The sequence below is a fragment of the Kitasatospora aureofaciens genome, from assembly GCF_001188955.3.
GTDB lineage: Bacteria > Actinomycetota > Actinomycetes > Streptomycetales > Streptomycetaceae > Kitasatospora > Kitasatospora aureofaciens.
On sequence record NZ_JPRF03000017.1, the window covers coordinates 158,597 to 183,755 of the forward strand.

The window sequence follows — 25,159 nt, forward strand, 5'->3', positions numbered from 1 at the left end:
GCCGGCCGTCAGGCCAGGAACTCGGCGGCCTCCAACCGCATCGCCTGCGCCAGTTGGGCCGTGGACAGCTCCCGCACGTCGGCCAGCACCGAGCTCCGGAGCCGTCCGCACTGCGGACAGCGGATCAACCGTCCGGGCCCGAGCCGGCCCGGACCGAGGTTCTGCATCGGAAACGTGGTGGTGCTGAACAGGTGCCCCTCGGCACAACGAACGACGGTGCGCTGCTCCATCGATCCCCTTCCCATCCCTAACCCAGTACTCACCCGTACTCATCGCGCCCCGGCGGCCGGGCCTCGGGACAGCGTCACATTAGGGGATGTTCCGGACATTCCACACCATGGCTCGCCGCCCCGACCCCACACCCACCGGAGCACTCACGCGCGGCCCAAACAGTACGCCCCCCGCTTTCCCCCGTCCGGCTCCGCCACGGCTCGGACCAGCCGTGCAACCACGGCGGCGGATGGGGTACAGTGACACTGGATCGAGCGGTCTCTGACGGCTCATCAGGCGGGCGTAGTTTAATGGTAGAACATGAGCTTCCCAAGCTTAGAGCGCGAGTTCGATTCTCGTCGCCCGCTCCACTATCGAAAGCCGCAGGTCATCTGACCTGCGGCTTTTTTGTTTTGTGCGGTCGGCGGTCGGCGGTCGGCGGTCGGCTGGCGGTCGGCCGAGGCAGGTCAGGCGGCGGCGAGGAAGTCGCGGACGGTCTTGACGAAGGCGGCGGGCTCCTCGGCGGGGGCGATGTGGCCGGTGTCGAACTCGGCGTAGGTGCTGGTGGGGAGCGCGGCGTGGAGACGGCGGGTGTTCTCCACCGGGACGGTGGCGTCCTGGGTGCAGCCGATGACCAGGGTGGGGGCCTGGACGCGGGGGAGGAGCGGGGCGAGGTCCAGGGCGAGGTCGAGGGCGATGTGGCGCAGGGTGCCGGGGGTCGGCTGCATGTAGGAGGTGTTGGCCTCGACGGCCTCGCGGCCGATGCGGTTCAGGAAGCCGCGGCTGAAGGCGGTGAGGGTGGCGTAGCGGCCGAAGGCGGTGGGGTCGTCGGCGAGGGAGAGCCAGGTGGCCATGGAGAGCCGGAGGTACTCGTCCTGTTCGGCGCTGATCCAGCCGGCCGTGGCGATCAGGCGGCGGACCTGGTCGGGCCGTAGGGCGGCGGCCGCGGTGGCGACGACCGCGCCGAGTGAGAAGCCGAGGAGGTCGACGGGCCCGCGGCCCGCGTCGTCGATCACGGCGTTGACCTGCTCGGCGAGGGTTTCCAGGGTGAGCGGGGCGCCGTCGTCCTCGGCGGCCTCGCTGCCGGAGAGGTCGGGCAGCAGGACGGTGTAGCGGTCGGTGAAGGCGTCCAGCATGGCGTCCCACATGCCGGAGCCGGGGCCGGTGCCGTGGACCAGGAGGAGGGTGTCGGGGCCGTCGCCGACGATGCGGTAGGGGATGCAGGCGGTGCCGACGGTGATGGTGGGCATGGCGGGGTTCCTCCGGTTGGTTCTGGATCGGCTCTGGGCCGGGGCCTCGGGGGCTTTGGCGGCTCGGGAAGTAAACTACACGGTGCAGATCAGTGGTTCAACTGCACCGTGCAGTGCAATTCAGGGAGTCGCATCGGCGGAACTGTCCGTGCCCGACCGCCGTCCAAGGAGTGACGGAATGCCTGCCCGGGTTGAACGCCGGGAGGAGTACGGAGGGCCCTGTGCAGTCAGGTGGTGCCGAGCTGAACCTCGGATGTCCGGGCGGCTTCCGCAGCGGCGCGTCGGCCGCGCCGGACTGGTGGCCGGTGCTGGCCCCGGATGTGACGGTCGATCAACTCGACGCGGCGGAGCACTGCGAGGCGCTGCTCCGGGACACGATGGGCGCCGTCAGGCCGGCTCCGGTATGGCGGGAGACGGTGCCGCGGGCGGGGGTGCGGCTGTCCGCGCCGGGGCGGCGGGAGCCGGAGGTGCTCTGGTACGTCACCCGGGGGCGGGATGTGCTCACCGTCGTATCGCCGGGCCGGCGGCGGGAGTTGGCGGCGATGGTGGAGCGTCAGTGGCGGCGGCGCGGGTGGACGATCACCTCGCTGAATGCGGGGCGGGACCGGCCGGGCGTCGCGGCCACCACTCGGTACGGCTCCCAACTGGTGCTGTGTTTCGGTGAGTTCGGCGAGATCCGGTTGACCGCGAGCTTGCTCGGCGTCGCCTGCTCGGAGCGGGTGCCCGCACTGCCGGGTGCCGGTGAGCCGGACCCCGCGGCGCTGCCCCATGTGCACTGCTCGTACTGGAGCGCGCTGGTGTGACCGGGGGAGGCGTGGAGCGAGTCCCCCCGGACCCGCTCCACGCCGCCTCGTCGCGCGGCTTCGGCGCTGCCGCTCCCCCCGACACCCCGGCCAACCCCGCCGTCCCCCCTGGCCTTACCCTCCGGCGAGAGCGTCCGCACAGACCCCGGCGAGCCCCCACCTCCGGGGGCGTCGTTGATCTCACGCTAACAAACCGCGTGGTTGGTTTGTCAATAGTGAGATCCACGAAAAATCCACAATCGTGGCGGTCCGGTCGGGCCGGGGTGATGGGCGTCCCACCACGCATTTGGGGGTTCGTCAGGCCGTTCGCGGTAGTGCCGCACGCCTGGGGCACGGAAGATCGTGCGGCCTGGAATCCGACATTCCATGCATCATGTCACCACGGAGTGACACCGCGCGAGTGCCCAGCGCAGTGAGTGGCGGGGTGGACGACAGGTCGGACGGGCCCCGCCGGCGGCCCGCGCGCTCAGCGCAGCAGTCGGCGCTCCTTGGCCACCGCCACCGCTCCCGCCCGGGTGTCCACGCCCAACTTGTCGTAGATCCGCCCCAGATGGGTCTTCACCGTCGCCTCGCTGATGAACAGCGTCCGGGCGATCTCCCGGTTGCCCAGCCCCTGTGCCAGCTGTTCGAGGATGTCCTGCTCGCGCTCGGTGAGCTGCGGCGAGGGCGCCCGCATCTGCGCCATCACCCGGGAGGCGACCGGCGGCGAGAGCACCGTCCGGCCCTGCGCGGCCGCGTGGACGGCGGCGAACAGTTCCTCCGGCCGTTCGGCCTTCAGCAGGTAGCCGGTGGCGCCCGCGGCGATGGCCCGGGTGATGTCGGCGTCGGTGTCGTAGGTGGTGAGCACCAGGACGTGCGGTCCGCCGGGGGCGGCGGTGATCCGACGGGTGGCCTCCACGCCGTCGATGCCGTCGCCGAGTTGGAGGTCCATCAGCACGACCTGCGGCGCCAGTTCGGCGGCCAGCGCGACGGCCTCCTCGCCGGTGCTCGCCTCGCCGACCACCTCGATGTCGCCCGCGCTGGCGAGCAGCGCCAGCAGGCCCGCCCGCACCACCGCGTGGTCGTCGCAGACCAGCAGCCGGACGGCCGACGGGCCCGGCGCCGTACCGGAGGCACCGCTCGGCGCACCGCCCGGTGCGTCGTTCGGAGTGTTGCGCGCTGCGTTCATCGCTGCTCCAGGGGGATCGCGGCGGACACCACGGTGCCCTCGCCGGGGGTGCTCTCCACCGTCAGCGTGCCACCCAGCTGCCGCAGCCGGGCGCGCATGGCCGGCAGCCCGTACCCGCGGGCGCCGCCGGAGGCGCGCCGGTCCCCGGCCGAGGGGTCGAAGCCCTGTCCGTCGTCGGCGATGTCCAGCACGGCCTGGTCGCCGAGGAAGGAGAGCGTGATCGCGGCCGCCGAAGCCCCGGCGTGCTCGCGGACGTTGGCCAGCGCCCCCTGGGCGATCCGCAGCAGCGCGGACTGGACCGCCGTCGGCAGCGGGACGGGCGTGCCGTCCAGGTGGAACCGGACCGGCAGCCCGCTCTCGGCGGACTCCCGCCCGGCCAGCGCCCGCAGCGCCCCGTCGAGGGTGCCGCCGTCGGCGAGTTCGGCCGGGGCGAGGTCGCGGACGAAGCGGCGGGCCTCGGCCAGGTTGCGGGCGGCCACCTCGGCGGCGGTGCGGACGTGGGTACGGGCGGTCGCCGGGTCGGTGTCCCAGGTGCGGTCGGCGGCCTGCAGCAGCATCTGCTGGCTGGACAGGCCCTGCGCCAGGGTGTCGTGGATCTCCATCGCCAGCCGCTCGCGCTCGGCGAGCGTGCCCTCCCGCCGTTCGGTGGCGGCGAGTTTGCGCCGGGTGCGGACCAGGTCGGCGATCAGCGCGCGCTGCCGGGCGGCCTGCCGGGCCATGAACAGGAACACCCCGGTGGCCAGCGCGGCCACCGCGGGCGGCAGCAGGACGAGTGTGGCGTCCGCCGTGCCGGGCAGCCGGATCTCGGCGATCACCACCAGCAGCGTCAGGGCCGCCACCAGCGGGATCGCCGCCTTCGCGGGCAGCGCCCGCAGCCCGGTGTAGATCAGCGGGACGGCGCACCAGGCGAAGCTCGGCGCGAGCAGCACCAGCACCACCCAGAGCGCGACCACCAGCGCGACCGGCCACCGGCGCGGTCGGTCCGGCGCGGCCGGACGGCGGTGTTCCAGCCAGGAGGCGGTCGGCTGGGCGACGGCCAGGGCGGTGCTCAGCCCGATCACCCACGGGATCCAGGGGCTGTCGGCGTGGTGGGTGAGGTAGCGGCTGAGGGCGGCGGCGAGCAGCAGCAGGAAGGCGAAGTCCAGCAGCAGCGCCAGCCGGCCGGCGTCCGGGTTCCCGGCATCGCGACCGCCGAGGGGCGGGCCGCCGGACGGGCGGGTGTGCTGCACGGCTGGCTCCTGGCGCTACGGGCTCCGGACGGCGCTCGGTCGACCGTCGACTGTGGTGGCGGATCGGCGCGCACCGCGCGGCCTGCGCTTGCCGGCACCGGCCTGTGCTCGCCGGTACGGACCTGCGCCGATCCCTCGATGGTGACCCGTCCGGCCCGGTCCCGCATCAGCCGATCGGTTGACGGAGCCGTCCCCCAACGTGCCCGGACGGTCGAGCCGGACCGTCGATGCCGCGCGCCCGGATCCGGCCGGAGGATCGAGGCAGAGCCGGGCGGTCCCCCGCCGCCCGGCCCCGAACCCCTGCGGCCGCCACGGATTCCCACGGACCCCCACGAATCCCGGTGGACCTCCGCAGGCCCGTAACCGTGATCCCGTTGAGGAGCTGGACCATGAAGAAGACCTCCGTGCGCGCCCGGGTGCTGACCGGCACCGCCGCCGTCGCCGCGCTCGCCGCCGCCGGCGTGGGCGCCGTCTCGGCCAGCGCCGAGACCACCGACACCCCGGCCGCGCCGGCCGCCGTCAAGGTCGACACCCAGAACAAGAACCTCGCCCAGAGCACCGGTCTGAACATCGACGCCGCCACTCGCGCCGCCCAGGCCGCCCTGGACGCGGCGAACAAGGCCGGTCAGCACGTCTCGGTCGCCGTGGTCGACCGGGACGGCGTCACCCGGGTGCTGCTCAAGGGAGACGGCGCCGGCCCGCAGGCGACCGAGTCGGCCGAGCGCAAGGCCTTCACCGCGGTCTCCTGGAACGCCCCGACCTCGGAGCTGGCCAAGCGACTGGCCCAGGCCCCGAACCTGAAGGACATCCCGGGCACGCTGTTCCTGGCCGGCGGTGCACCGGCGCAGTCCAAGGGTGCCCCGGTGGCGGGCATCGGCGTCGCGGGCGCGCCCAGCGGCGACCTGGACGAGCAGTTCGCGCAGGCGGGCGTCGCCGCGCTGGCGAAGTGACCGCGGACCGCGTGACCGCGGACCGAGTGACCGCGACCGAGTGATCCCGACGGACTGACCACGGACCGCGTGACCGTGGCGCGGTGACCCATTCGGCCGGTCGGCCGCCTCCCCGGGGCCGACCGGCCGGGCGCGTGACTCCCCGAACCGCCGCCGTGCTCCCGCCCGCAACCCCACCGTGTCCTCGTTCGGGTGAACGCGGGAGGGGTCGTCGCAGAACAGGCGATGACCCTTTGAAAAGCCGGTGTCGTTGTCAGTGCCGCGTGGCAGGCTTCCCGGTATGACGGCGTGGACCCTCAACGACATCGAACGTGCGATCCGCTCCTCCTGGGGTGTCGACACCTGTGCGCCCGAGGACCTGGCCCACTGGCGTCCCGACAATCCCGCCCGCGGCCAGTGCGGGGTGACGGCCATGGTGGTGCACGACCTGCTCGGCGGCGAGCTGATGATGGGCGAGGTGCACGTCGACGGGGTCCGGACGGACCTCCACTGGTGGAACCGTTTCGCCACCGGTGTCGAGATCGACCTCACCCGCGAGCAGTTCGGCCCGGACGAGCTGGTCGGCCCCGGTCGCCCGGTCGCCCGCCCGGCCCGCCCCGGCCGGCTCCAGGCCCAGTACGAACTGCTGCGCCACCGCGTGGTCACCGAGCTGGAGCGCGGGGCCGCCGCGAACCGGATCCGCCGCCCGGCCCGGGTCGCCTAGGGCCTGTCCTGGCGCCTGGCGCAGGCCGGGCACCAGCCACCCGGCCCCGGGGGCTGCCCTGACGTACAGTCGGCCTCGGACGGACCACCGTACGGGTGGCGGCGACGACGGGAGTGCGCGGATGAGCGGGGCGACGGTCGGTTTCGTGGGGCTGGGCGCGATGGGGCGGGGTATGGCAGGCAGCCTGCTGCGGGCCGGCCACGCCGTACGGGTCTGGAACCGTTCGCCCGAGCCGGTGGCCGCCCTGGTGTCCCAGGGGGCGGAGGCGGCCGGTTCGCTCGCCGAGGTGTTCGCCGCCGACACGGTGGTCTCCATGCTGGCCAACGACCAGGCGGTCGAAGGGTTGTTGCTGGACCCGGAGCTGCTGGCGGGCGCGAAGGCGACCCTGCACGTCAACATGGCCACGGTCTCGCTGGCGCTGGCCGAGCGCGCCGAGGCACTGCACGCTGAGCACGGCATCGGCTACGTCGCCGCGCCCGTCCTCGGCCGGCCCCCGGTCGCGGAGGCGGGGAAGCTCAACATCCTGGCCGCGGGCGCGCCCGAACTGCTGGACCGGGCCGAGCCGCTGTTCGCCGCGATGGGCGACCGTACCTGGCGGTTCGGTGACGCGCCCCGGCAGGCCAACACCGCCAAGATCAGCACCAACTTCCTGCTGGCCTGCGCGATCGAGTCGATGGCCGAGGCGTGCAGCCTGGCCGAGGCCCACGGCGTGCGGCCCACCGACCTGGTGGAGATGCTCACCGGCACGCTCTTCCCGGGGCCGATCTACTCCGGCTACGGCTCGATGGTGGCCGAACGCCGTTACGAGCCCGCCGGGTTCCGGCTGCCGCTGGGGCTCAAGGACGTCGGCCTGGCGCTGGAGGCGGGGGCCGCGCGCCACGTCCCGCTGCCGTTCGGCGGGATCCTGCGGGACGCCTTCCTGGACGCGCTGGCGCACGGCGACGGGGAGAAGGACTGGGCCGCCGTCGCCGAGGTCGCCCGCCGCCGGGCCGGACTGCCGGACTGAGCGCCGCCCCGCGATCCCCACCCCGCCCGCGCCCCGAACCGACCCGGTTCGGGGCGCGGGCGCGGAATACCCGGCGCGCGGCGGGTGCTCGCACCTCTGTCCGCAGCACCCGACCGGGGGGAGTACCGATGACCGTCCAGCCGTCCGGCGCCGAGGCGCCACGTCGTTTCCTGTTCCTCGACGCCAGCTCGCGCGCAGGCGGCAACTCCGAACAACTCGCCCGACTGGCCGCCGAGTCGAGCCTGCCCGAGGGTGCTGAGCAGCGCTGGCTGCGGCTCGCCGACCACCCGCTGCCGCCCTTCCAGGATCTGCGGCACACCGGTGACGGCAACTACCCGGAGCCGGTCGGCCACGAGCGGACCCTGCTGGAGGCCACCCTGGAGGCCACCGACCTGGTCTTCGTCGCGCCGGTGTACTGGTACACGCTGCCGACCACCGCCAAGCTCTACCTCGACTACTGGTCGGCCTGGTTCCGGGTGCCCGGGGTGAACTTCCGCGCCGGGATGAACGGCGGCACGCTGTGGGACGTCACCGTCCTGGCCGGAACCGAGGACAAGGCCGAGCCCATGATCGGCACGCTCAAGCTGACCGCCGAGTACATGGGGATGCGTTGGGGTGGCGCGCTGATCGGCAACGGCACTCGTCCAGGGGACGTCCTGCGCGACGAGCGGGCGCTGATCGCGGCCAAGTCCTTCTTCTCCGGTTGAGCCGGCGCCACGGCCCCGAACCGACGCCACGGCCCCGGGTGGCATTTCGCCGATCCGGGGCCGACTGACGTATTCAGGCCATCGGGGGCCGTGCGGTACCGTCCCCCTGGGCGTGTACCCGTCACTCTGTGGTCATCTTTCGGCGAAGAGCAAAAGCCCTGTCGAAGGACGGAGTTGGACGATTCGGGCGCCCTGGCCCCGATAGTGCGTCACAGCGGGGCACCTGCCTTCCGGAGTGGCTGGATCGTTCGGTACTCTCCGTCGGACTTTCAGCTTCGCGGGGGGTTCGCGGCGTCTGCGGCCGCCCCCTCGCGCCCGGGCCTCGCCCGGACACTTCCGTGAGGTCTCTTTGTCCATACGTCGCAGTCTTGCCCTGGCCGGCGTCGCCGCGCTCACGTCCTCGCTGGTGCTCACCGGCGCCCAGGGCGCCATGGCCGTCGGTTCCCCCGGCACCCCGTCCGCCGCCGCCCCGTCCGCCGCCGCCCCGTCCGCCGCCGCTCAGGCCGAGCAGGCGAAGCACCAGGGCCTCGACCTCTCGGTGCGCGGTGTCCCGGACACCTTCGTCGCCGGCGGCCCCGCCCGGGTCTTCTCCTACCGGATCCAGAATTCGGCCAAGAACGACTTCGTGGCCTTCCCGCTGCTGAAGTTCAAGAACAAGGCCGGCACGCTCAAGGCCAAGGACCTCAAGGTCGAGTACCAGCTGCCGGCCGGTCTGCCCGGCGGCGGCACCTGGAAGGCCGGCTCGATCGCGCCCGGTGGCGGTGACGGCGACGACAGCGCGGTGCTGATCCTCCTCGGTGGCGTGTCCGACGGCGGCCCCGCCGACGACGCGTTGCTCTTCGTCGCCCCCGGCAAGCGGATCGACATCGACGTCCGGGTCTCCTTCACCAAGGACACCCCGCTGGGCAAGGCCGGCGTCGTACCGGTGGCCTTCGAGGCCAACGCCGACGACGAGTCCGACAACGGCCACTTCAGCTGCGACGGGATCAAGGGCGCCGGCTTCACCATCAAGGCCGGTGGCGGCAGTGGCAAGCCCACCCCGAGCCCCACCCCGACCAAGACCGGCAAGCCGAGCCCGACCGCCACCGCGTCGCCCACGACCACCGCGACGGCGACCGCCACCAGCACGCCGACCACGCCGGCCCCGACCACGCCGGCCCCGACCACCCCCGCGCCGACCACCCCGGCCACCGGCACCGCCTCGCCGTCCGCCTCCCCGACCGGCTCGGGTTCCGGCTCCGGCGAGACCACCACCCCGGCCCCGTCCGGCGGCAGCACCGACGCCCAGCAGCCGATCGACTTCCCGGTGGACGTCCCGAAGGTCGCCCCGCCGAAGATCACCCCGGCCGTCGTGACCAAGGCCAAGACGGCCGCCTCCGACGCGGACAAGAGCCTGGCCACCACCGGTGGCGGCGATGACACCACCGCGATCGCGGCCGCCGGCGGCGCCGTCCTGGTCGCCGGTGTCGGCACCCTCGTGGTGCTGCGTCGCCGCAAGGCGGGCCAGCAGGGCTGAGCCCCGACCGACGGTCCCGGGCCCGGCAGGGCCGGCCCGGGGCCGTCGAAGCGGGGGCTTTCCCGAGTACCCCCGTGCCGCCCGACCGTCCACGCGGACGACCACCGGGCGGCACCGGCGGTACTCCTCCGTCACATAGGATGTCCGGCCGGAGGGGGGCGGAACGGCGGGGAGAGGGACAGGTGCGGGGAGAACGCACGACACGGGCCACCACCGACTACGAATCCGCGGCCGGCCGGATCGCGGGCCTGCCGCTCCGCAGACACCACGTGCTGCTGACGGCGTGGACGGTGCTCTGGTTCTTCCTGGTCGAGCCCAGCGGCGGCTTCTCCTGGCACTACCTGCGCCAGGGCGAGCAGCTGCTCTTCAGCGGGCAGCCCGACGGCGGCCTCGCGCTCTACGCCCACCACCCCGAGCTGCAGATCGGCCCGGTCAGCCTGGCCGCCGCCCGGCTCACCGCCCCGTTCTCCCCGCACGTCGGCCAGCTGGTCGCCGAGGCGGTGAGTGCCGGGCTCGGCCTGGTGATGCTGGTCCTGGTCGGCCGCACCGCCGCCCTGTACTACCTCGGCACCGGCACCAACCACCGCCGGCTCCAGCAGCGCCTGCTGATCGCCGGGCTGGCGTTCATCCCGATGTGGGTCGAGGTCTCGGTCCGCTTCGCGCACCTGGACGACGTCCTCGCGCTGTTCTTCACCGCCCTCGCCGCGCACGCCCTGGCCCGCGGCAAGCCCGTCCAGGTCGCCGTCTTCCTGGCCCTGGCGGTCGACTCCAAGCCCTGGGCGATCGCCTTCGCCCCGCTGATCCTGGCCCTGCCCCGGCCCGCCTGGCTGCGCACCGCACTCTGGTTCTGGCTCCTGGTCGCGATCGCCTGGCTGCCGTTCTACCTGGGCAACCTGGACACCCTGGCGGCCGCCAAGTTCACCATCCCCAACCAGCCCGCCTCCGCGCTGCGCTGGTTCGGGGTCACCGACCCGTCCACGCCCTGGTGGGACCGCCCGACCCAGTTCGCGCTCGGCATCGGCCTCGGCTGCGTCGCGGTTTGGCGCGGCCGCTGGCCGGCCGTGGTGCTGCTCGGCGCGGACGCCCGGATCCTGCTCGACCCGAGCGTCTACACGTACTACACGGCCTCGATCCTGCTCGGCACCCTGCTCTGGGACGCGGTCGGGCAGAAGCGGCTGGTCCCCTGGTGGAGCTGGATCGCGCTGGTCGCGCTGTACGGCGGCACGCTGTTCCTGCCGTCCGACCCGGCCCGCGGCTTCGTCCGGCTCGCCTTCGTGGTGGTCTCCGCCGCGTACGTGCTGCTCTGGCCCACCCAGCAGACCCGCCGACCGCGGCCACCGGTCCGGGGTGGCGGGGACGGGCGCCGCCGGACGTCCCGGCGGCGCGAGCGGGAGCTGGTCGGCGCGTAGGGCGTGTCTCCGGCCCGCCCGCAGGCCCCACGGCTTGACCCTCACGCGACGTGAGAGCGCAGGGTGGTGGTCAGCACCAGGGAGGAGTTTCCGGATGAGCGAGGACCAGGGCCACTCGGTCGGCGCCGTGGCGAAGATCGCCAAGGTGACCGTCCGCACCCTGCACCACTACGACGAGATCGGCCTGCTGTCCCCTGCGGGCCGCACCCGGGCCGGCTACCGCCGCTACGTGGACGCCGACCTCGACCGGCTGCAGCAGATCCTGTTCTACCGCGAGCTCGGATTCCCCCTGGAGGAGATCGCGGCGATCCTGGACGACGACTCGGTCAGCCCGAGCGAGCACCTCCGGCGGCAGCACCGGCTGCTGACCGACCGGATCCGGCACCTCCAGGACCTCGCCGCCGCCGTCGAACACGCCATGGAGGCACGCAGGATGGGCATTCAGCTGACCCCGGAGGAGAAGTTCGAGATCTTCGGCGAGGGCTACCAGGAGGAGTGGGAGCAGGAGGCCGAACAGCGCTGGGGCGACACCGCGGCCTGGGCCGAGTCCCAGCGCCGCACCGGCGGCTACACCAAGGCCGACTGGCAGCGCATCCAGACCGAGATGACCGAGCTCAACACCCGCCTGGCCGAGGCGGTCACGGCCGGCGAGCCCGCCGACGGCACCGTGGCCATGGACCTCGCCGAGGCGCACCGGCAGCACATCTGCCGGAACTTCTACGACTGCACCTTCGCCATCCACCGCGGCCTGGCCTGCCTGTACGTCTCGGACCCGCGCTGGACCACCACCTACGAGGACCTCGCACCCGGCCTGGCGCAGTGGCTGCACGACGCCATCGTGGCCAACGCCGACCGGCGCGAGCAGGCGTAGCCGCTCGGACGAGTCGCGTTGCGGCTCATGCCACCCCGCGCCCGAAGGAGCGCCGGTAGGCGGTCGGCGAGGTGCGCATCACCCGGCCGAAGTGGTGGCGGAAGGTCGCGGCGCTCTCGAAGCCGACCGCCGCGGCGATCTCCTCCACCGACCCCTCCGGCGCCTCCAGCAGCGCCAGACTGGCCGCGATGCGCTGGGTGACCACCCAGCGCATCGGGCTGGTGCCGTTGCGGGCGGTGAAGTGCCGCAGGTACGAGCGGTCCGACATCCGGGCGGCCCGGGCCAGCACCGAGACGGTCAGCGGGTCGGACAGGTGGTCCAGGGCCCACTGCATGCTGCGGGCGATCCCGTCCTCGTCCTCCTCGACCGGGCGGACCGCCGCCTCGATGAACTGGGCCTGCCCGCCGTCCCGGTGCGGCGCCACCACGAAACGGCGGGCCACGCTGTTGGCCACCTTCGCGCCGTGGTCCCGGCGGACCAGGTGCAGGCACAGGTCGATGCCGGCCGCGCTGCCCGCGCTGGTCAGCACGTCGCCGTTGTCCACGTACAGCACGTCCGGGTTGACGCGGACCCGCGGGTGGCGCTGCTGGAGCAGTTCGGCGTACCGCCAGTGGGTGGTCGCCTCCTTGTCGTCCAGCAGCCCGGCGGCGGCCAGCGCGAAGGCGCCGGAGCAGATCGAGACGATCCGGGCGCCGCGCTCGTGCGCCGTCCGCAGCGCCTCGACCAGACCGGGGGAGACCTCGCCGCTGAAGGCGTTGCGCACCCCGGGGATGACGACGGTGTCGGCCGCCGCGAGGTCGTCCAGGCCGTGCCGGGCCGTCAGCGCGAAGCCGCCGACCGCGTCCAGGGCCGCCCCGGGGCGGTCGGCGCACACCTTCAGGCCGTACCAGGGCGCCGCCAGCAGCCCGCCCAGCTCGGGCCGCGCCAGTCCGAACACCTCGACCACCACGCCGAGTTCGAACGGTGCCATGCCCTCGAAGGCGTACACCGCGACGTCGTGCACGGGCTCCGGGCGCCGGCCGATGGTGACGGCCACCGGGCGCGACCGGGCGGCCCGGCCCTCGGCGCTCGGCCCGGCGGGCGGCTCGGCGCTCTGTCCTGCGATCTGCCCTGCGATCTGCTCGGCGGTCGGCTCGGCCATGCGGAACCCCCTGCTCACGGGTGGCGGAATCCCGGTGAGTGTAGCCGTTGCGGCCACCCCGGAGGTTTCTGCGAACTCCCCTGCAACCTCCCCCCGTCCCACACGTCCATCAGTACGGGGGCGGAGGGAACCGGGCCGCAGGCGGCTGCGAGGATCTCCGCGATCAGGACCTTGATCAGTGCCTGACGGTCCGGCGTGCACGCCGTCACCGTCCCGGGGGAAAGCGGAACCGTACATGTCCATGGCCATCGGGCCGTTCGCCGCGTCACGGCGGGGGCGCGGCATCTCCGTCGGCGGAGTTCGCGGAGTTCGCGGACTGCGCGGAGTGGTCGTCGCGCTGTTCGGCGCGCAGGAGGCCGGCGAGCCGGACTACGCGCTCTCCACCGACCAGCAGGCGGCCCAGCGCCGCTCCGGCTTCCGGCTGCTGCGCGGCGGCCGCAAGCCCGCGGAGGACCGGCCCACCCTGACCGACCTGTACCACGCCCACCGGCTGGGACTGGTCCGGATGGCCGTCCTGCTGGTCGACCACCAGGACCTGGCCGAGGACGTCGTGCAGGAGGCCTTCACCCAGCTCTACCAGCGCCACGGCGAACACCTGGACGACCTCGACAACGCACTCGGGTACCTGCGCACCTCGGTGGTCAACGGCGCCCGCTCGATGCTGCGCCGCCGCAGGACCGCCCGGGAGTACGTGCCCCCGCACGAGGCCGACGCCCCCTCCGCCGAGGACCACGCGGTGCTCAACGACGAGCACCGCCGGGTGCTCGTCGCCCTGCAGGAGTTGACCCCCCGCCAGCGCGAGGTGCTGGTGCTGCGCTACTGGTCCGACATGTCGGAGGCGCAGATATCCGAGACCCTGGGCCTGTCCCGGGGCGCCGTGAAGTCCACCGCCAGTCGCGCTCTGGACGCGTTGGAAAAGCACCTGGAGAAGGTTCGATGACCGACAAGCTCCCCCGCCCGGGCGGCGGTGACGACGACGGGCTGGCCGGGACCCCGACGGAACGGCTGCTCCGCGAGGCGATGAACGCCCGGACGTCCCTGATCACCGCCCACGACCTGCGTCCGGCCGCGCCCCCGAGGACCCGGGTGCGCCGGCTGCGCCCGGTGTACGCGGTCACCGTGCCGCTGCTCGGCCTCGCCGCCGCCGCGGCGATCGGCGTGGTCACCCTGCACGGCAGTCCGGTCGCCAAGCAGGACGTCCCCCCGCCCCCGGCCGCCAGCCTCACGGCCTCGCCCGGTCCGACCCCCACCCCGACCCCGAGCACCAGCGCGAGTGCCGCCCCGACCGGTGACGCGCAGACCGCGGACCCGCTGGCCGACGTCACCCCGACGTCGAGCCGCTCGGCCACCGGTGCCCCGACCGGTCCGGCCACGCCGTACACCTTCCGGGGCGTCAAGCTGAAGGTGCCGGCCGGCTGGCGGGTCGCGCCCGCCGACCCGGCGGACCTCCACCTGTGCGTGCTGAGCCCGGGAGCCCCGCAGGGCGCCTCCGCGCAGAACTGCCAGCCGTACGGGGTGGACCTGGCGGTGTTCGACACCGGGTCGCCGGGCTGGCCGTCGACCGCCGACCTCGACGCGCAGAGCGGTTGGAGCCACCAGCCCAACTGTCCGGTCTGGGGCGATCCGCATCCGCCCGCCGCGGGGGAGTCCGTCAGCAGTACGGGCCCGACGAAGAGCGCGCCCACCGTCTCCGGCCGTCCCGCGCTCAAGTCGCAGTGGCAGGTGACCTGCGGCCAGTCGCCCTTCACCGCGCAGGTCTGGGCGCTGCCCAAGGACCAGGTGTTCGTCTCGGCGGTCGGCCTCAGGGACGAGTACCAGGCCGGGCTGCAGTCGATCGTCAACAGCCTCGACGTGAGCGGCCACAGCCAGGCTCCGCAGACGACGGCGCCGCCCGGCCCGAGCGAGGTCGCGGTCAGCATCGACGGCCTCCCCACCGGCCAGCAGCTGCGGGTCGGAAGCGCGGTCGTCACCTTCTCGGTGACCTTCCGGAACGACGGCCGGAGCGCCTCCGGCCAGCTGGAGCCGCTGGTCTTCACGGACCGCTACGCAGGCACGCCGGTCGTGCCCGGCCAGCAGCTGCCCAACGACGGCAAGCTGGAGCTGCAGACCGACAGCGGCTGGATCACCAAGCCGATGTCCCCGGCCGGCGACACGTCCTACGCCACGGCGCGGGACGAGGAGCTGTTCTCGCTGGCCCCGGGGCAGAGCAGGACGCTGATCTACCGGCTGACCATGGGGCCTCGGAGCGGGCCAGGCGACATGCCGTTGCGGGCGCAGGCCGTGCTCCCGTACCACGGTGGTGACCTGACCGTGATCGCCCGCCAGGACCTCACGGTCAAGCTCGTCTGGTAGTGCGCAAGGGCCCGGCCCCCGTCACCGGGGAGCCGGGCCCTTCGGCGCTCGGTTCAGGCGAGCGAGGCCATCCACGCCTCGACGTCCTCGGAGCGGCGCGGCAGCCCCGCCGAGAGGTTCTCGTTGCCGTCCGCGGTGACCAGGATGTCGTCCTCGATCCGGACGCCGATGCCGCGGTACTCCTCCGGCACGGTCAGGTCGTCCTGCTGGAAGTACAGGCCGGGCTCGACGGTGAGCACCATGCCGGGCACCAGCAGGGCGTCGACGTGCTCCTCGCGGCGGGAGTGGGCGCAGTCGTGGACGTCCAGGCCGAGCATGTGGCCGGTGCCGTGGAGGGTCCAGCGGCGCTGGAGGCCGAGCTCCAGGACCTTCTCGACGTCGTGGACGGAGGCGTCCAGCAGGCCCCAGGCGAGCAGCCGCTCGGCGAGGACGCGCTGCGAGGCCTCGTGGAAGTCGCGGAAGCGGGCACCCGGCCTGACCGCGGCGATGCCGGCCTCCTGGGCGTCGTACACCGCGTCGTAGATCTTCCGCTGCAGCTCGGTGAAGGTGCCGTTGATCGGCAGGGTGCGGGTGACGTCGGCGGTGTAGAGGGTGTGGGTCTCCACGCCCGCGTCCAGCAGCAGCAGCTCGCCGGGGCGCACGTCGCCGTCGTTGCGGACCCAGTGCAGGGTGGTGGCGTGCGGGCCGGCGGCGGCGATGGTGCCGTATCCGACGTCGTTGCCCTCCACCCGGGCGCGGCGCCAGAAGGTGCCCTCGATCCAGCGCTCGGAGGTGGCGACGGCCTGGCCGAGCTCGCGGACCACGTCGGTGAAGCCCTTGACGGTGGCGTCGCAGGCGGCGCGCAGCTCGCCGATCTCCCACTCGTCCTTGACCAGCCGCAGGCCGCTCAGGAACTCCTTGAGCTCGGCGTCCTTGTCGGCGTCCAGCACCTCGGCGAGCGCGGCCTCCAGGCCGGCGTCGTAGCCGCGGACGATCCGGGTCGGCACGGCGGAACCCTTGGCGCGCTCGGCCAGCTCCTCGGCGGCCTTGCGGACGTCGCGGGCCGGCAGGCCGAGCCGCTGCTCCTGCTCGCTCAGGCTGTACCGGCGGCCGACCCACAGCTCGCCGTAGCCGTCGAGCCAGAACTCGCCGTTCTCGCGGTCGGAGCGGGGCAGCAGGTAGAGCGTGAACTCGTGGCCGGCGTCGCCGGTCGGCTCGCCGACCAGCACCGCGTCCTCGGTCTGGTCACCGGTGAGGTGCACGTACTCGCTGGCGGCGCGGAAGTTGTAGTCGGTGTCGTTGGCGCGCACCCGCAGGTTGCCCGCGGGGACGACCAGGCGCACGCCGGGGTGGGCGGCGGACAGCGCGGCGCGGCGCTCGGCCGCGTACCCGGCCTGGGCGATCGGGGCGAGGCCGTGCAGCTCGGTGTCGGCCCAGCCGGACTTCATCGAGGCGGACAGCTCGTCCGAGATCTCGCCGTAGAGGCCGTTCTTGCGGCCCTTGAACTGCGGCGGCTCCTCGCCGCCCTCGGCCTCGGGGTTCTCGGCCACCGCGGGGGTCCGGTCCTCGCTCACGTGCAACGCCTCCTTGGGGGTGGTACCGCCGCCCTCGGGGGAGGTGTCGGGTCGCGACACGCGCGGACGGCCGTGCGTCCATGGTACGGACGCCCGGCCGACCGCATTTCCGGGGTTCGTGCGCCTACTCGAAGCGCGCGGCCAGCAGCATCAGGTCGTCGGTGGCCGGGGCGGCGTCCGGAACCGGGCAGACGGCCAGCAGGTGGGCGCAGAGCCGGTCCGGGTCGATCCGCACGTCGCGCGGGGCGTCGGCGGCGGCCCGGCGCAGGTTGGCCTGCCCGGCGTGCAGGGTCGGGCCGCAGCGGCGGGCCAGTCCCTCGGTGTAGAGGAGCAGGGTGTCGCCGCGATCGGCGGTGAACTCGATCCCGGGGGCTTCCCAGCAGGCCAGCATGCCGAGCGGCGCGGAGAGCGAGGTCTCCACGAACTCGGCGCCGTGCCGGCCGACCAGGACCGGCGGGCAGTGCCCGGCCCCGGCCAGGGTGACCCGGCGCTCCCCGGGTTCCACCCAGGCGTAGACGGCGGTGGCGGTGCGGGTCGGCTCGGTCGTCTTGAGCAGCAGCTCCAGGTCGCCGAGGACGGAGACCGGGTCCTCGCCCTCCAGCACCGCGTACGCCCGCAGGGCGGCCCGGATCCGGCCCATCGCGGCGGCCGCGCCGGGGGCGGAGCCGGGTCCCGCGCCGGGGCCGTCGCCGAAGACCGAGCCGACGGTGAGGCCGACGGTGCCGTCCGGCAGCGGGATGGCGTCGTACCAGTCGCTGCCGCTGGAGTGGTCCAGGCCGGCCGGGACGACCCGGGCGGCCAGTCGCAGCCCGGCGGCGCGGGGGAGGTGGTCCGGCAGCAGGCCGCGGCGCAGCGCCTCGGTGGTGCGCCGGATGCGCTCGACCTCCAGCTGCTTGGCGAGTAGCGGCGCGGCGAACTCACAGTAGCGGCGGGCCAGTTCGCGCTGGCATCCGGTGGGTTCGGCGGGCCGGTCGTAGAACCAGACGACGGCGGCGAGCGGGCCGTCCTCGACGGTGGCGAGCGGCAGGCCGACAGCGCCGCCGAGGCCGAGCTGGACGGCGAGTTCACGCAGCCGGCCGCCGACGGCGGGGTCCTCGGCGAGGTCCGGGGAGTGCAGCTGCTCGGGCCGGTCGTCTTCGCCCAGCAGCCGGGCCAGCAGGCTCTGCTCGGTCGGGACGGTCTCCAGGGCGCCGAGGCTGGCCCGGTCGAGGCCGAGGCCGACGGGCTGGCCGGGACCGCCGCCCGGCATCAGGGTGACGAGGACGCCGCGGTCGGCGCCGAGCAGGGCGGCGCCGGAGGCGAGGACGGCGTCCAGGGTGGCGGCGAGGCCGCGGGCGTGGGCGAGGCGCTCGGTGTGCTCGTGCAGGCTGGTGATATCGGACAGGCGTCCGGCCAAACGGTCCTGCACGGTGGCGGACGGTGCCGCGGTGCCGTCGGTGCCGTCCTCCGGGGCGTCGGCGGGGCCGAGCAGGCCGGGCGGGTCGAGGACGGTGAGCCCGCCTGCGCAGCCGGGCTCACCGGGTTCGGCGGTCGTCGGCGCCGGGTGGGACGTCGACGGGTGGGAGTTGGTCATGCCGCCACTCCTGACGCGGTGCTACGTGCCATGCGGAACCCCCAGATACGGCCGATGTGGAGCGAGCACGGCCAAAGGGCGTGTTTCGCCTCGATTCGCTACTACTCGTCATTGATCGACAGCAATGCCACCACTTCTACACAGGCCATTCGGGGCATGTCCAGATCCGGGGCGACGCGGTGGCCTGTTCCACGGCTGCTCGACCCGGTCGGAGGGCGTGCACGGCTGGTGCGCGCGCCGGTCGTGCCCGCAGGCATGGAGCGAGCCGCGAGCGGGCAGAACGGAGGGGACGGACCGGGCGGCCGTCCGGATCGTATGTCCGCGCCGCCCGCGTTCTCGGCTGGCCGGAAGTCTCTCACTCGTACGGTGGAACCAAGCGCGCCCGGGCGGCGTCCATCCGGTCGCGTACGGGATTCTCGTTCCAAGGGCTGTTCCAGTGCGCGGCCCTTCTCATGTCGTGCTCCACACCGTGCTCCACGTCGTAGCCGCGCCGTCCGCCGTGCCGCCCGCCCCGCTTCGCGCCTTCCCGGGACCGTGCCGCCGCAGGTCCGCGCGGCGAGTTCCGACGGACGTCGGCGGGGCGGAGCGAACCGAGCGGTCAGGGAAAGGAACGAGCGCCATGCGTGAGAACCCGAAGAGCCCGAAGAGCCGGTCGCAGGAGTCGTCCGCCCGGCTGGCCGCGGCCCTGACGGCCGCCGTCGAACACCGCTGGCCCGTGGTGCCGGGCACCGTGCTGTGCGGAGGCCGCTGCTCCTGTGGTGACCCGGACTGTCCGGCGCCCGGCGCCCACCCGCACGACCCCTCGCTGCTGGCCGCCACCACGGACGCCCGGATGGTGCGCTGGTGGTGGGAGCGGCAGAGCCCGGACGCGCCGGTGCTGGCCGCGACCGGCTCCGCGGTGTCGGCGGTCAGCCTGCCCGCGGCGGCCGGGGCCCGGGCGCTGGTCCACCTGGGGGCGCTGCGGCTGCCGCTCGGGCCGGTGCTCGCGATGCCGGGCCGCTACGCGCTGCTGGTGGCCCCGTACTCGCTCGACGCGCTGGGCGAGATGCTCGCCCAACTCCCTTGGGTACCGGGAACGTTGCGCTACCACGGGCCGGGCGGCTTCCTCCCGCTGCCGCCCGGCGGCGGGGCCATGGGGCTCCCCCCGGCCGGAGGCTGGGGGAGGGTGCGCTGGGTGCTGGCGCCGCGGCCGGCCGGGGGCGGCGGGGTCCGGTTGCCGCAGGTCGGGCCGCTGCTCGGCGAGTTGGTGGATGCGACGGTCCGGCTGGACAGTGGCCGCTCGGCGTACTGACGGACCGCCGGGTGGTGCCGGACTCCGGGCCCGGTGGTGCGGGGCGTTCCGGAAAAACAAAAGATCCGGCCGCTGGCGACGGGGGATGCACCAGCGGCCGGACTCTTTAGACAGTAACAAGGATCCGCGCCCGCGCCAATTTCCAAGACGCCCTCCAGGCCCGGAAATTGCGGCTTCGGGGCGACAATGTGACGCGTATCACCCGAATCCTGCGCGCTTTAGTTCAGGGTGACCTGACGGTTCACCAGGTTCGCGCGGGCGCGCCGCTCCTCGGCGGTCAGCGGGGTGGCGTCGGCGAGGACGGCGGCGAGCCGCTCGCCGAACTCGGCGGCCGGCTTCTCGCAGTCGGCGGCGGTCATGGCGAGCGGGAGGTCCCAGACCGGCACGGTCAGGCCGTGCGCGCGGAAGGAGCCGACCAGGCGGGTGTCCGGGCCGAGCGAGGCCTCGCCGGCCGCGTTCAGCCGGGCCAGCGCGTCCAGCAGCTGCTCCTCGGGCACGGTCATCACCCAGCGCAGGTGGTTCTTGTCCGGGGTGCCGCACCAGTAGGCGGCGTCGACGCTGTCGAGCTTCTCGGTCGGGATGGCCGAGGCGTTGGCGCGCTCCAGCGAGGCGGCGACCTCGCCGGTGGCGGCCTCGGCGTCCTCCAGCCAGAACTCGAAGCCGGAGTGCACGGTGGGCGTGAAGGCGGCGGTGGTGTCCAGCAGGTCCTGCAGGCGGCGGCCGCCGGGGACGGTCCGGCGGGCCGGTACGGGGCTGCCCGGCTCGGTGGCCAGGGCCAGCTCCAGGGCGTCCGCGAGGTCGCGGCTGAGGTCACCGGAGGAGGACTGGGTCTGCAGGCCCAGCAGGATCGAGCCGTCAGGGCGGCGCAGGGCCGGCCAGGCCAGCGGCAGCACGGTCGCCAGGGTGACCGACGGGACGTCACCCCCGGCGCTCGCGGCCACCCCGGCGGCCAGCGTCAGCGGCGCCGTGGCGGCGGGCACCAGCTCGCGCAGCGCCACCCAGTCGGCCTCGCCCGGCAGGCCCTCGAACGGGCGGTGCACCAGCTCCTGCACCGCGTGCGAGGCCTCCCGGCCGTGGCAGGCCTTGTAGCGGCGGCCCGAGCCGCAGGGGCAGTCCTCGCGGGCCCCGACCACGGGGATCTCGCCCGTGACGGCGGTGGTGGACTGGCGCTGCGGCGCCTTCTTGGCGGCCTTCTTGCCCATGCTGCGGCTCTCCCGGGGACGGTGGTCCTGTTCACCGGGAAGCCTACTGAGGTTCCCCCGGCGCGCGGGAACGCGCCGGGGCGGGCGTCGCGCCGTCCGTGGCCATGCGCCGGGCGGGCGTCGCGCGGCCCGTGGCTACGCGCTGCGCGCGTCGCCCCCGGTGCGTCGGGCGTGCCGGGCGCGGGCGGGCAGCGCCGCCCAGACCGTCACCTCGCCGGGCGCGTCGCGCACGCCCCAGTCGCTGGCCAGCTGGTCGACGATGCCCAGGCCCCGGCCGCCGCGCGAGGTCAGCGAGGGACTGGCGGGCGCCGGCCGGGTGGCCGCGCCGCCGTCGGTGACCTCCAGGGTCAGCACGCCGTCGGCGTGCATCTGCCAGCGGACCAGCACTCCGCCGTCCGGCTCGGCCGGCCCGTCCTCGCGCTCCGGGCCGCCGGGCGCCGGGTGCGTCCCGGAGGGGACGCCGACCAGCACCTGGTCCACCACCTCGGCCCGGGCCCCGCGGCCCAGGGCCCGCAGCGGGCCGAGCGGACGGGCGTAGCGACAGGCGTTGCTCAACAGTTCGGAAAGGATCAGTACAGCATCCTCGATGACCGGTTCCGGTATTTGCCGGTCACCCAGATCTCGACGCAGTCGGCGCCGTGCGACCCCGACACTCGATGGGCCGTGCGGCACTGCCATGGTCGATGAAGTAGGCACTTCACGCGCCACCATCAACGCCACCCCCGGACCTCCTTCAGCGTATGCCGAGGGATGGATGCCCCTTGGTAATGCGTCGGAAACGACCGGCGGGGGATCCCGCGAGTCCCATTTCGAGCAGCGCGACCCAGGGTCGACGAGAGGTCATTCCGTGCTCACCCTCCGTCGCCCGCGCGCAGGAATTTCCGGCAATACCGTACGCGGAAGGTTTGACTGCCGACCAGAGTGATCGGGTCCCACCGGTACGGCGGCGGTTCCCGCCCCCGGATCACCGCCCGAGCTGCGCCCGGATCACCGCCCGAGCTGCGCCAGCACCTCGGCGGGCCGGTTGGTGATGATCGCGGAGACACCGAGCTCCAGGCAGAGCTCGACGTCGGCCGGCTCGTCCACCGTCCACACGTGCACCTCGTGGCCCAGCTCGCGCAGCCGGGGCACCAACTGCGGCCTGGCCTTGATCAGCTCGATGCCCGGACCGGCGATCCCCGCCCCGCCCGGCAGCGGACGGCCCGGCCGCAGCTGACCGAGCAGCGGCAGCATCCGTTCGATCAGGAACACCCGCCCGTACTCGGGCGCGGCGGCGGCCACCCGGTCCAGCGCGATCGAGGAGAAGCTCATGATCCGGGCGGACGGACGGTCGCCCTCCCGGGTCGCGCCGATCTTGAACCGCTCCAGCATCCGCAGCAGCTCGGCCTCGACCCGGCCGCGGAACCGCACCGGGTGCTTGGTCTCGATCGCCAGGTCCACCGGGCGGCCGCAGTCCGCCACCAGCTCCAGCAGCCGCTCCAGCCGCAGCACGCCGCGCAGCTCGGGGTCGGTGCTGGGCCTTCCGGTCTTCCAGGCGCCGAAGTCGTACGCCTCCAGCTCGGCGAGGGTCATCGCCGAGACGGTGCCCCGGCCGTTGGAGACCCGGCCGATCCGGCGGTCGTGGACGCAGACCAGGTGACCGTCGGCCGTCACCCGGACGTCGCACTCGACGGCGTCCGCGCCCTCGTCGAGCGCGCGCCGGTAGGCCGCGAGGGTGTGCTCGGGCAGCGCGTGGGAGGAACCGCGGTGGGCGATCACCTGGACGGAGGGCGCGGTGCGCGCCGCCGCCAGGGGCAGGTCTGGGCTGGTCACGGGCCCAACGATAGGCGGCGCAGGTGTCGCGGAGGCGAAGACGGTCCCAACCTGTGGGGCCGGCTCCGCCTCCGCGGACCGCCGGGGTCGGCGCCGGAGGGCGCGGCCGCCCCGGGCCTGCGCCGCCGCCTCAGACCTGCGCGGTGCGGCGGGTCAGCGGGGTGAGCGCCCAGGTGGCCAGCGCCGGGACCAGGAAGGCGAACAGCGAGGCGGAGGTCCACTCCTGCGGCGTGAAGTGCAGCGCCTCCTGGGCGGAGGTCCAGAAGTCCACCCACCAGCCGGCCACCGCGGTCGGCGCGATGAACTGGTAGACGGCGAAGCCCAGCACCCACGGCAGCAGCATCAGCCAGCGGGACGGCGCCCGCTCCGAGAGGTCCCAGCCGTGCCGGCCGGCGCCGAAGAAGTAGTCCACCGCCAGCACCGCCAGCAGCGGCACGAACACCGAACCGATCAGGCCGAGGAAGTTGCTGTAGGTGTCGGTGAACCGGTCGATCCGCAGCGCCAGCACGGTGGTCAGCACGCCGATCCCGCCGCTCAGCACCCGGCGGTCGACCCGCGGCAGCAGGTTCTGCAGCGACATCGCGGTCGAGTACACGTTGGCGAACGACTGGTCGGTCTCGCGCAGCACCAGCACCAGCAGGAACAGCCAGCCGGCCCAGACGCCGAGGAAGGAGTCGAAGATCCGGCTCGGGTCGCCGTCGGACTGCAGCAGCGCCATCAGGCCGAGCACGTAGCACCAGACCTGGGCGACGGTGTAGCCGGAGAAGCTGCCCCAGAAGGAGGAGCGCGGGGTGCGCGAGTGCCGGGTGTAGTCGGCGGCCATCGGGACGAAGGAGATCGAGACCGCGATCATCGCGTCGGTGGCGCCCAGGAAGCCGTGCCAGTTGCCCGCGCCCGGGTCCGGCACGCCCTGCCGGCCCAGCTGGACGGTGAAGTACACCATCGCGACGGCCACCGCCCCGGCCACGAAGCGGCGCAGCACCGCGATCGAGCCCAGCGGCCAGATCGTCAGCGCGGTGGTCAGCACGCCCGCGAGCAGCACGAACAGCCAGCGGTAGCCGGTGGTGTGGGCGACGGTCTGCGCTCCGGCCGCGATGGTCAGCAGCTCGAAGACGCCCCAGCCGATGCACTGGACGATGTTCAGCACGGTCGGCAGGTAGGACAGCCGGGTGCCGAACAGTCCGCGCAGGTTGGCCATCGCCGGGGCGCCGGTCCGGGCGCCGATCAGCGCGGCCACGCCGAGCATCGCGGTGCCGACGGCCGTACCGGCCACGATCGCGGTCACCGCGGCGGCCAGCGACAGCTCGCTGCCCTTCTCGCCGAGCACGGTCGCCGCGGTCGAGAAGCCGATCAGGCTGACGCCGAGGTTCATCCAGAGTGCGAAGTGGTCCCGGAAACGCAGCGTGCGCGGCGGCTCGGTGTCCAGCACCAGCGGCGCCTCGACCCGGTGGTCGAGCAGCGCGGTGGCCGCTGCCGAGACGGTCGGAAGGCCGGAGAAATCCTTGGACCCGGGCGCGCCCGGAGAAGAGGATGACGAAGCAGGCGGCATGGCCGATACTCCCTACGCCGGCATTACCCGGACAGGTTCCGGCGGTCAGCGCCCCCTCGACGGTCAGCCTGTCGCTCGCCTGGCGTACCGTCGACATGCGCACTCTCAGCCTGGTGGGTCCAAGCTCCCGCGTGTCAGTTTGGAGCGACAGGCTAACCGGCACGGGTGCGAACGCCAAAGGCCGCGGGTGCGCGGTCCGCATCGCGGGATGCCGGCGGGGGGTGGGGAACCCCGGCCGTCGGTGGCGGCTAAGGATTCTTATGAGTTCTTCAGAGGGGTCCTTACGGCAATCGAATCGACGGTGCGAAAAACTATGGTCCTTGGTTCTGTCAGCTATGGAGGTCGTCCGTGAGCACCGAGCGCGAGGTTGGGCCCACCGGGCCGCAGGGGGAGCAGCCCGCCGGGGCCCAGGAGGCGGCAGGCGCCGCCTCCGACAGCACCGCTCAGGGCGGTCACAAGCCGACCATGGCCTTCAGCCGGGTTCCGCAGCCGGCGGCCGAGCCGGCGGCCGGAGCGTCCGCGGCGGACGAGGCTCCGGCCGACGGTGCTCCGGTCGACGGTGCGCCTGCGGCCGAGGGCGGGCACAAGCCGACCATGGCCTTCAGCCGGGTTCCGCAGCCGGCGGCCGAGCCGGTCGCCGAACCGGGCGCGCCGGAGGCCGCTCCGGCCGAGGGAGGGCACAAGCCCACCGTCGCCTTCACCAAGGTCCCCGCGTCGGAGGCCCCGGCCGCGCCGGCCGTCGAGGAGCCGGCCGTCGACCCGGTCACCGGCTACATCGATGCCCCGCCGCCGGTCCTGCCGCCCGCACCGCCCGTCGCGCCCGCACCGCCCGTCGCGCCCGCACCGCCCGTCGCGCCCGCACCG

22 protein-coding genes, 1 tRNA gene and 1 pseudogene are annotated in these 25,159 nt (G+C 73.9%); 13 read left to right on the forward strand and 11 right to left on the reverse strand.

What is annotated here, in order from left to right; genetic code table 11:
- Positions 1 to 8: 8 nt before the first annotated feature.
- The gene (locus tag HS99_RS10505; protein ID WP_033346883.1) at positions 9 to 245 is read right to left on the reverse strand and encodes a hypothetical protein; all 237 of its coding nucleotides are present in this window, start codon (positions 243 to 245) and stop codon (positions 9 to 11) included.
- A gap of 262 nt (positions 246 to 507) precedes the next feature.
- Between HS99_RS10505 and HS99_RS10510 the strand changes: the two genes are divergently transcribed.
- Positions 508 to 581: transfer RNA gene (locus HS99_RS10510), tRNA-Gly, on the forward strand.
- 96 nt (positions 582 to 677) lie between these two features.
- On the opposite strand, the gene HS99_RS10515 is transcribed toward HS99_RS10510, so the two are convergent.
- Positions 678 to 1,460 carry an alpha/beta fold hydrolase gene (locus HS99_RS10515; RefSeq protein WP_030552037.1) on the reverse strand — a complete coding sequence of 261 codons (783 nt, stop codon included), beginning with the start codon at positions 1,458 to 1,460 and terminating at the stop codon, positions 678 to 680.
- A 221-nt stretch (positions 1,461 to 1,681) separates the two neighbouring features.
- On the opposite strand from HS99_RS10515, the gene HS99_RS45795 reads away from it, so the two are divergent.
- Positions 1,682 to 2,263, forward strand: a complete 582-nt coding sequence (locus HS99_RS45795; protein WP_030552035.1) for a hypothetical protein — start codon at positions 1,682 to 1,684, stop codon at positions 2,261 to 2,263.
- A 466-nt stretch (positions 2,264 to 2,729) separates the two neighbouring features.
- Here the strand turns inward: HS99_RS45795 and HS99_RS10525 are convergent, their stop codons facing one another.
- Positions 2,730 to 3,431, reverse strand: coding sequence for a response regulator (locus HS99_RS10525; RefSeq protein WP_078938770.1), 702 nt, complete (start codon positions 3,429 to 3,431; stop codon positions 2,730 to 2,732).
- Positions 3,428 to 4,660 carry a sensor histidine kinase gene (locus tag HS99_RS10530; protein WP_030552033.1) on the reverse strand — a complete coding sequence of 411 codons (1,233 nt, stop codon included), beginning with the start codon at positions 4,658 to 4,660 and terminating at the stop codon, positions 3,428 to 3,430. Before HS99_RS10530 ends, HS99_RS10525 begins: the two co-directional genes overlap by 4 nt.
- 389 nt (positions 4,661 to 5,049) lie before the next feature.
- Here HS99_RS10530 and HS99_RS10535 point away from each other — a divergent pair, with 389 nt between their 5' ends.
- The 7 genes from HS99_RS10535 (at position 5,050) to HS99_RS10565 (ending at position 11,822) form a co-directional block, all read left to right on the forward strand.
- Complete coding sequence (locus tag HS99_RS10535; RefSeq protein WP_030278413.1) at positions 5,050 to 5,610, forward strand: GlcG/HbpS family heme-binding protein; 561 nt, start codon at positions 5,050 to 5,052, stop codon at positions 5,608 to 5,610.
- Between the two features lie 280 nt (positions 5,611 to 5,890).
- A complete protein-coding gene (locus tag HS99_RS10540; protein WP_050366688.1) occupies positions 5,891 to 6,313 on the forward strand; it encodes a YunG family protein in 423 nt (140 codons plus the stop codon).
- Between the two features lie 121 nt (positions 6,314 to 6,434).
- On the forward strand, positions 6,435 to 7,319 hold the full coding sequence (locus HS99_RS10545; RefSeq protein WP_030552030.1) for an NAD(P)-dependent oxidoreductase: 885 nt from the start codon (positions 6,435 to 6,437) through the stop codon (positions 7,317 to 7,319).
- A 128-nt stretch (positions 7,320 to 7,447) separates the two neighbouring features.
- Positions 7,448 to 8,026, forward strand: a complete 579-nt coding sequence (locus HS99_RS10550; protein WP_030278419.1) for a flavodoxin family protein — start codon at positions 7,448 to 7,450, stop codon at positions 8,024 to 8,026.
- Between the two features lie 349 nt (positions 8,027 to 8,375).
- Positions 8,376 to 9,542: an LPXTG cell wall anchor domain-containing protein gene (locus HS99_RS10555; RefSeq protein WP_157846549.1), complete on the forward strand. Its 1,167-nt coding sequence runs from the start codon at positions 8,376 to 8,378 to the stop codon at positions 9,540 to 9,542.
- A gap of 182 nt (positions 9,543 to 9,724) precedes the next feature.
- A complete protein-coding gene (locus tag HS99_RS10560; protein WP_370863238.1) occupies positions 9,725 to 10,951 on the forward strand; it encodes a hypothetical protein in 1,227 nt (408 codons plus the stop codon).
- 94 nt (positions 10,952 to 11,045) lie between these two features.
- Positions 11,046 to 11,822 carry a MerR family transcriptional regulator gene (locus HS99_RS10565; RefSeq protein WP_030278425.1) on the forward strand — a complete coding sequence of 259 codons (777 nt, stop codon included), beginning with the start codon at positions 11,046 to 11,048 and terminating at the stop codon, positions 11,820 to 11,822.
- A 25-nt stretch (positions 11,823 to 11,847) separates the two neighbouring features.
- Here HS99_RS10565 and HS99_RS10570 read toward each other — a convergent pair whose 3' ends face one another.
- Positions 11,848 to 12,963, reverse strand: a complete 1,116-nt coding sequence (locus HS99_RS10570) for a helix-turn-helix domain-containing protein (protein ID WP_078866963.1) — start codon at positions 12,961 to 12,963, stop codon at positions 11,848 to 11,850.
- A gap of 235 nt (positions 12,964 to 13,198) precedes the next feature.
- Here HS99_RS10570 and HS99_RS10575 point away from each other — a divergent pair, with 235 nt between their 5' ends.
- On the forward strand, positions 13,199 to 13,903 hold the full coding sequence (locus HS99_RS10575) for an RNA polymerase sigma factor (RefSeq protein WP_305953106.1): 705 nt from the start codon (positions 13,199 to 13,201) through the stop codon (positions 13,901 to 13,903).
- Positions 13,900 to 15,315, forward strand: a complete 1,416-nt coding sequence (locus tag HS99_RS10580; protein WP_050366689.1) for a hypothetical protein — start codon at positions 13,900 to 13,902, stop codon at positions 15,313 to 15,315. Before HS99_RS10575 ends, HS99_RS10580 begins: the two co-directional genes overlap by 4 nt.
- Before the next feature lie 53 nt (positions 15,316 to 15,368).
- Here the strand turns inward: HS99_RS10580 and HS99_RS10585 are convergent, their stop codons facing one another.
- Together HS99_RS10585 and HS99_RS10590 are read right to left on the reverse strand one after the other, a co-directional pair.
- Positions 15,369 to 16,868 (reverse strand): aminopeptidase P family protein, encoded by a 1,500-nt coding sequence (locus HS99_RS10585; protein WP_030278434.1) that lies wholly within the window; start codon positions 16,866 to 16,868, stop codon positions 15,369 to 15,371.
- A gap of 124 nt (positions 16,869 to 16,992) precedes the next feature.
- Positions 16,993 to 18,441, reverse strand: coding sequence for a PP2C family protein-serine/threonine phosphatase (locus HS99_RS10590; RefSeq protein ID WP_030552022.1), 1,449 nt, complete (start codon positions 18,439 to 18,441; stop codon positions 16,993 to 16,995).
- A 619-nt stretch (positions 18,442 to 19,060) separates the two neighbouring features.
- Between HS99_RS10590 and HS99_RS10595 the strand changes: the two genes are divergently transcribed.
- Complete coding sequence (locus tag HS99_RS10595) at positions 19,061 to 19,732, forward strand: bifunctional DNA primase/polymerase (RefSeq protein WP_043388083.1); 672 nt, start codon at positions 19,061 to 19,063, stop codon at positions 19,730 to 19,732.
- A 218-nt stretch (positions 19,733 to 19,950) separates the two neighbouring features.
- Here HS99_RS10595 and HS99_RS10600 read toward each other — a convergent pair whose 3' ends face one another.
- The 4 genes from HS99_RS10600 to HS99_RS10615 all read right to left on the reverse strand — a co-directional run bounded on the left by HS99_RS10600 (position 19,951) and on the right by HS99_RS10615 (position 24,295).
- A complete protein-coding gene (locus tag HS99_RS10600; protein WP_030278440.1) occupies positions 19,951 to 20,934 on the reverse strand; it encodes a DUF5926 family protein in 984 nt (327 codons plus the stop codon).
- A gap of 135 nt (positions 20,935 to 21,069) precedes the next feature.
- Complete coding sequence (locus tag HS99_RS10605; protein WP_336470372.1) at positions 21,070 to 21,489, reverse strand: ATP-binding protein; 420 nt, start codon at positions 21,487 to 21,489, stop codon at positions 21,070 to 21,072.
- Positions 21,490 to 21,921: 432 nt separating this feature from the next.
- Positions 21,922 to 22,746, reverse strand: coding sequence for a glycerophosphodiester phosphodiesterase (locus HS99_RS10610; RefSeq protein WP_078866965.1), 825 nt, complete (start codon positions 22,744 to 22,746; stop codon positions 21,922 to 21,924).
- A 130-nt stretch (positions 22,747 to 22,876) separates the two neighbouring features.
- A complete protein-coding gene (locus HS99_RS10615; protein WP_078656202.1) occupies positions 22,877 to 24,295 on the reverse strand; it encodes a purine-cytosine permease family protein in 1,419 nt (472 codons plus the stop codon).
- A 348-nt stretch (positions 24,296 to 24,643) separates the two neighbouring features.
- Between HS99_RS10615 and HS99_RS44750 the strand changes: the two are divergent.
- Positions 24,644 to 25,159, forward strand: a pseudogene (locus HS99_RS44750) (hypothetical protein); the annotation flags it as partial.

Excerpts from the sequence above, each read along its gene's own strand:
- HS99_RS10505 (WP_033346883.1), bottom strand. The coding sequence starts at position 245 with ATGGGAAGGGGATCGATGGAGCAGCGCACCGTCGTTCGTTGTGCCGAG.
- HS99_RS10515 (WP_030552037.1), bottom strand. The coding sequence starts at position 1,460 with ATGCCCACCATCACCGTCGGCACCGCCTGCATCCCCTACCGCATCGTC.
- HS99_RS10525 (WP_078938770.1), bottom strand. The coding sequence starts at position 3,431 with ATGAACGCAGCGCGCAACACTCCGAACGACGCACCGGGCGGTGCGCCG.
- HS99_RS10535 (WP_030278413.1), top strand. The coding sequence starts at position 5,050 with ATGAAGAAGACCTCCGTGCGCGCCCGGGTGCTGACCGGCACCGCCGCC.
- HS99_RS10540 (WP_050366688.1), top strand. The coding sequence starts at position 5,891 with ATGACGGCGTGGACCCTCAACGACATCGAACGTGCGATCCGCTCCTCC.
- HS99_RS10545 (WP_030552030.1), top strand. The coding sequence starts at position 6,435 with ATGAGCGGGGCGACGGTCGGTTTCGTGGGGCTGGGCGCGATGGGGCGG.
- HS99_RS10550 (WP_030278419.1), top strand. The coding sequence starts at position 7,448 with ATGACCGTCCAGCCGTCCGGCGCCGAGGCGCCACGTCGTTTCCTGTTC.
- HS99_RS10565 (WP_030278425.1), top strand. The coding sequence starts at position 11,046 with ATGAGCGAGGACCAGGGCCACTCGGTCGGCGCCGTGGCGAAGATCGCC.
- HS99_RS10570 (WP_078866963.1), bottom strand. The coding sequence starts at position 12,963 with ATGGCCGAGCCGACCGCCGAGCAGATCGCAGGGCAGATCGCAGGACAG.
- HS99_RS10575 (WP_305953106.1), top strand. The coding sequence starts at position 13,199 with ATGTCCATGGCCATCGGGCCGTTCGCCGCGTCACGGCGGGGGCGCGGC.
- HS99_RS10580 (WP_050366689.1), top strand. The coding sequence starts at position 13,900 with ATGACCGACAAGCTCCCCCGCCCGGGCGGCGGTGACGACGACGGGCTG.
- HS99_RS10590 (WP_030552022.1), bottom strand. The coding sequence starts at position 18,441 with ATGACCAACTCCCACCCGTCGACGTCCCACCCGGCGCCGACGACCGCC.
- HS99_RS10595 (WP_043388083.1), top strand. The coding sequence starts at position 19,061 with ATGCGTGAGAACCCGAAGAGCCCGAAGAGCCGGTCGCAGGAGTCGTCC.
- HS99_RS10600 (WP_030278440.1), bottom strand. The coding sequence starts at position 20,934 with ATGGGCAAGAAGGCCGCCAAGAAGGCGCCGCAGCGCCAGTCCACCACC.
- HS99_RS10615 (WP_078656202.1), bottom strand. The coding sequence starts at position 24,295 with ATGCCGCCTGCTTCGTCATCCTCTTCTCCGGGCGCGCCCGGGTCCAAG.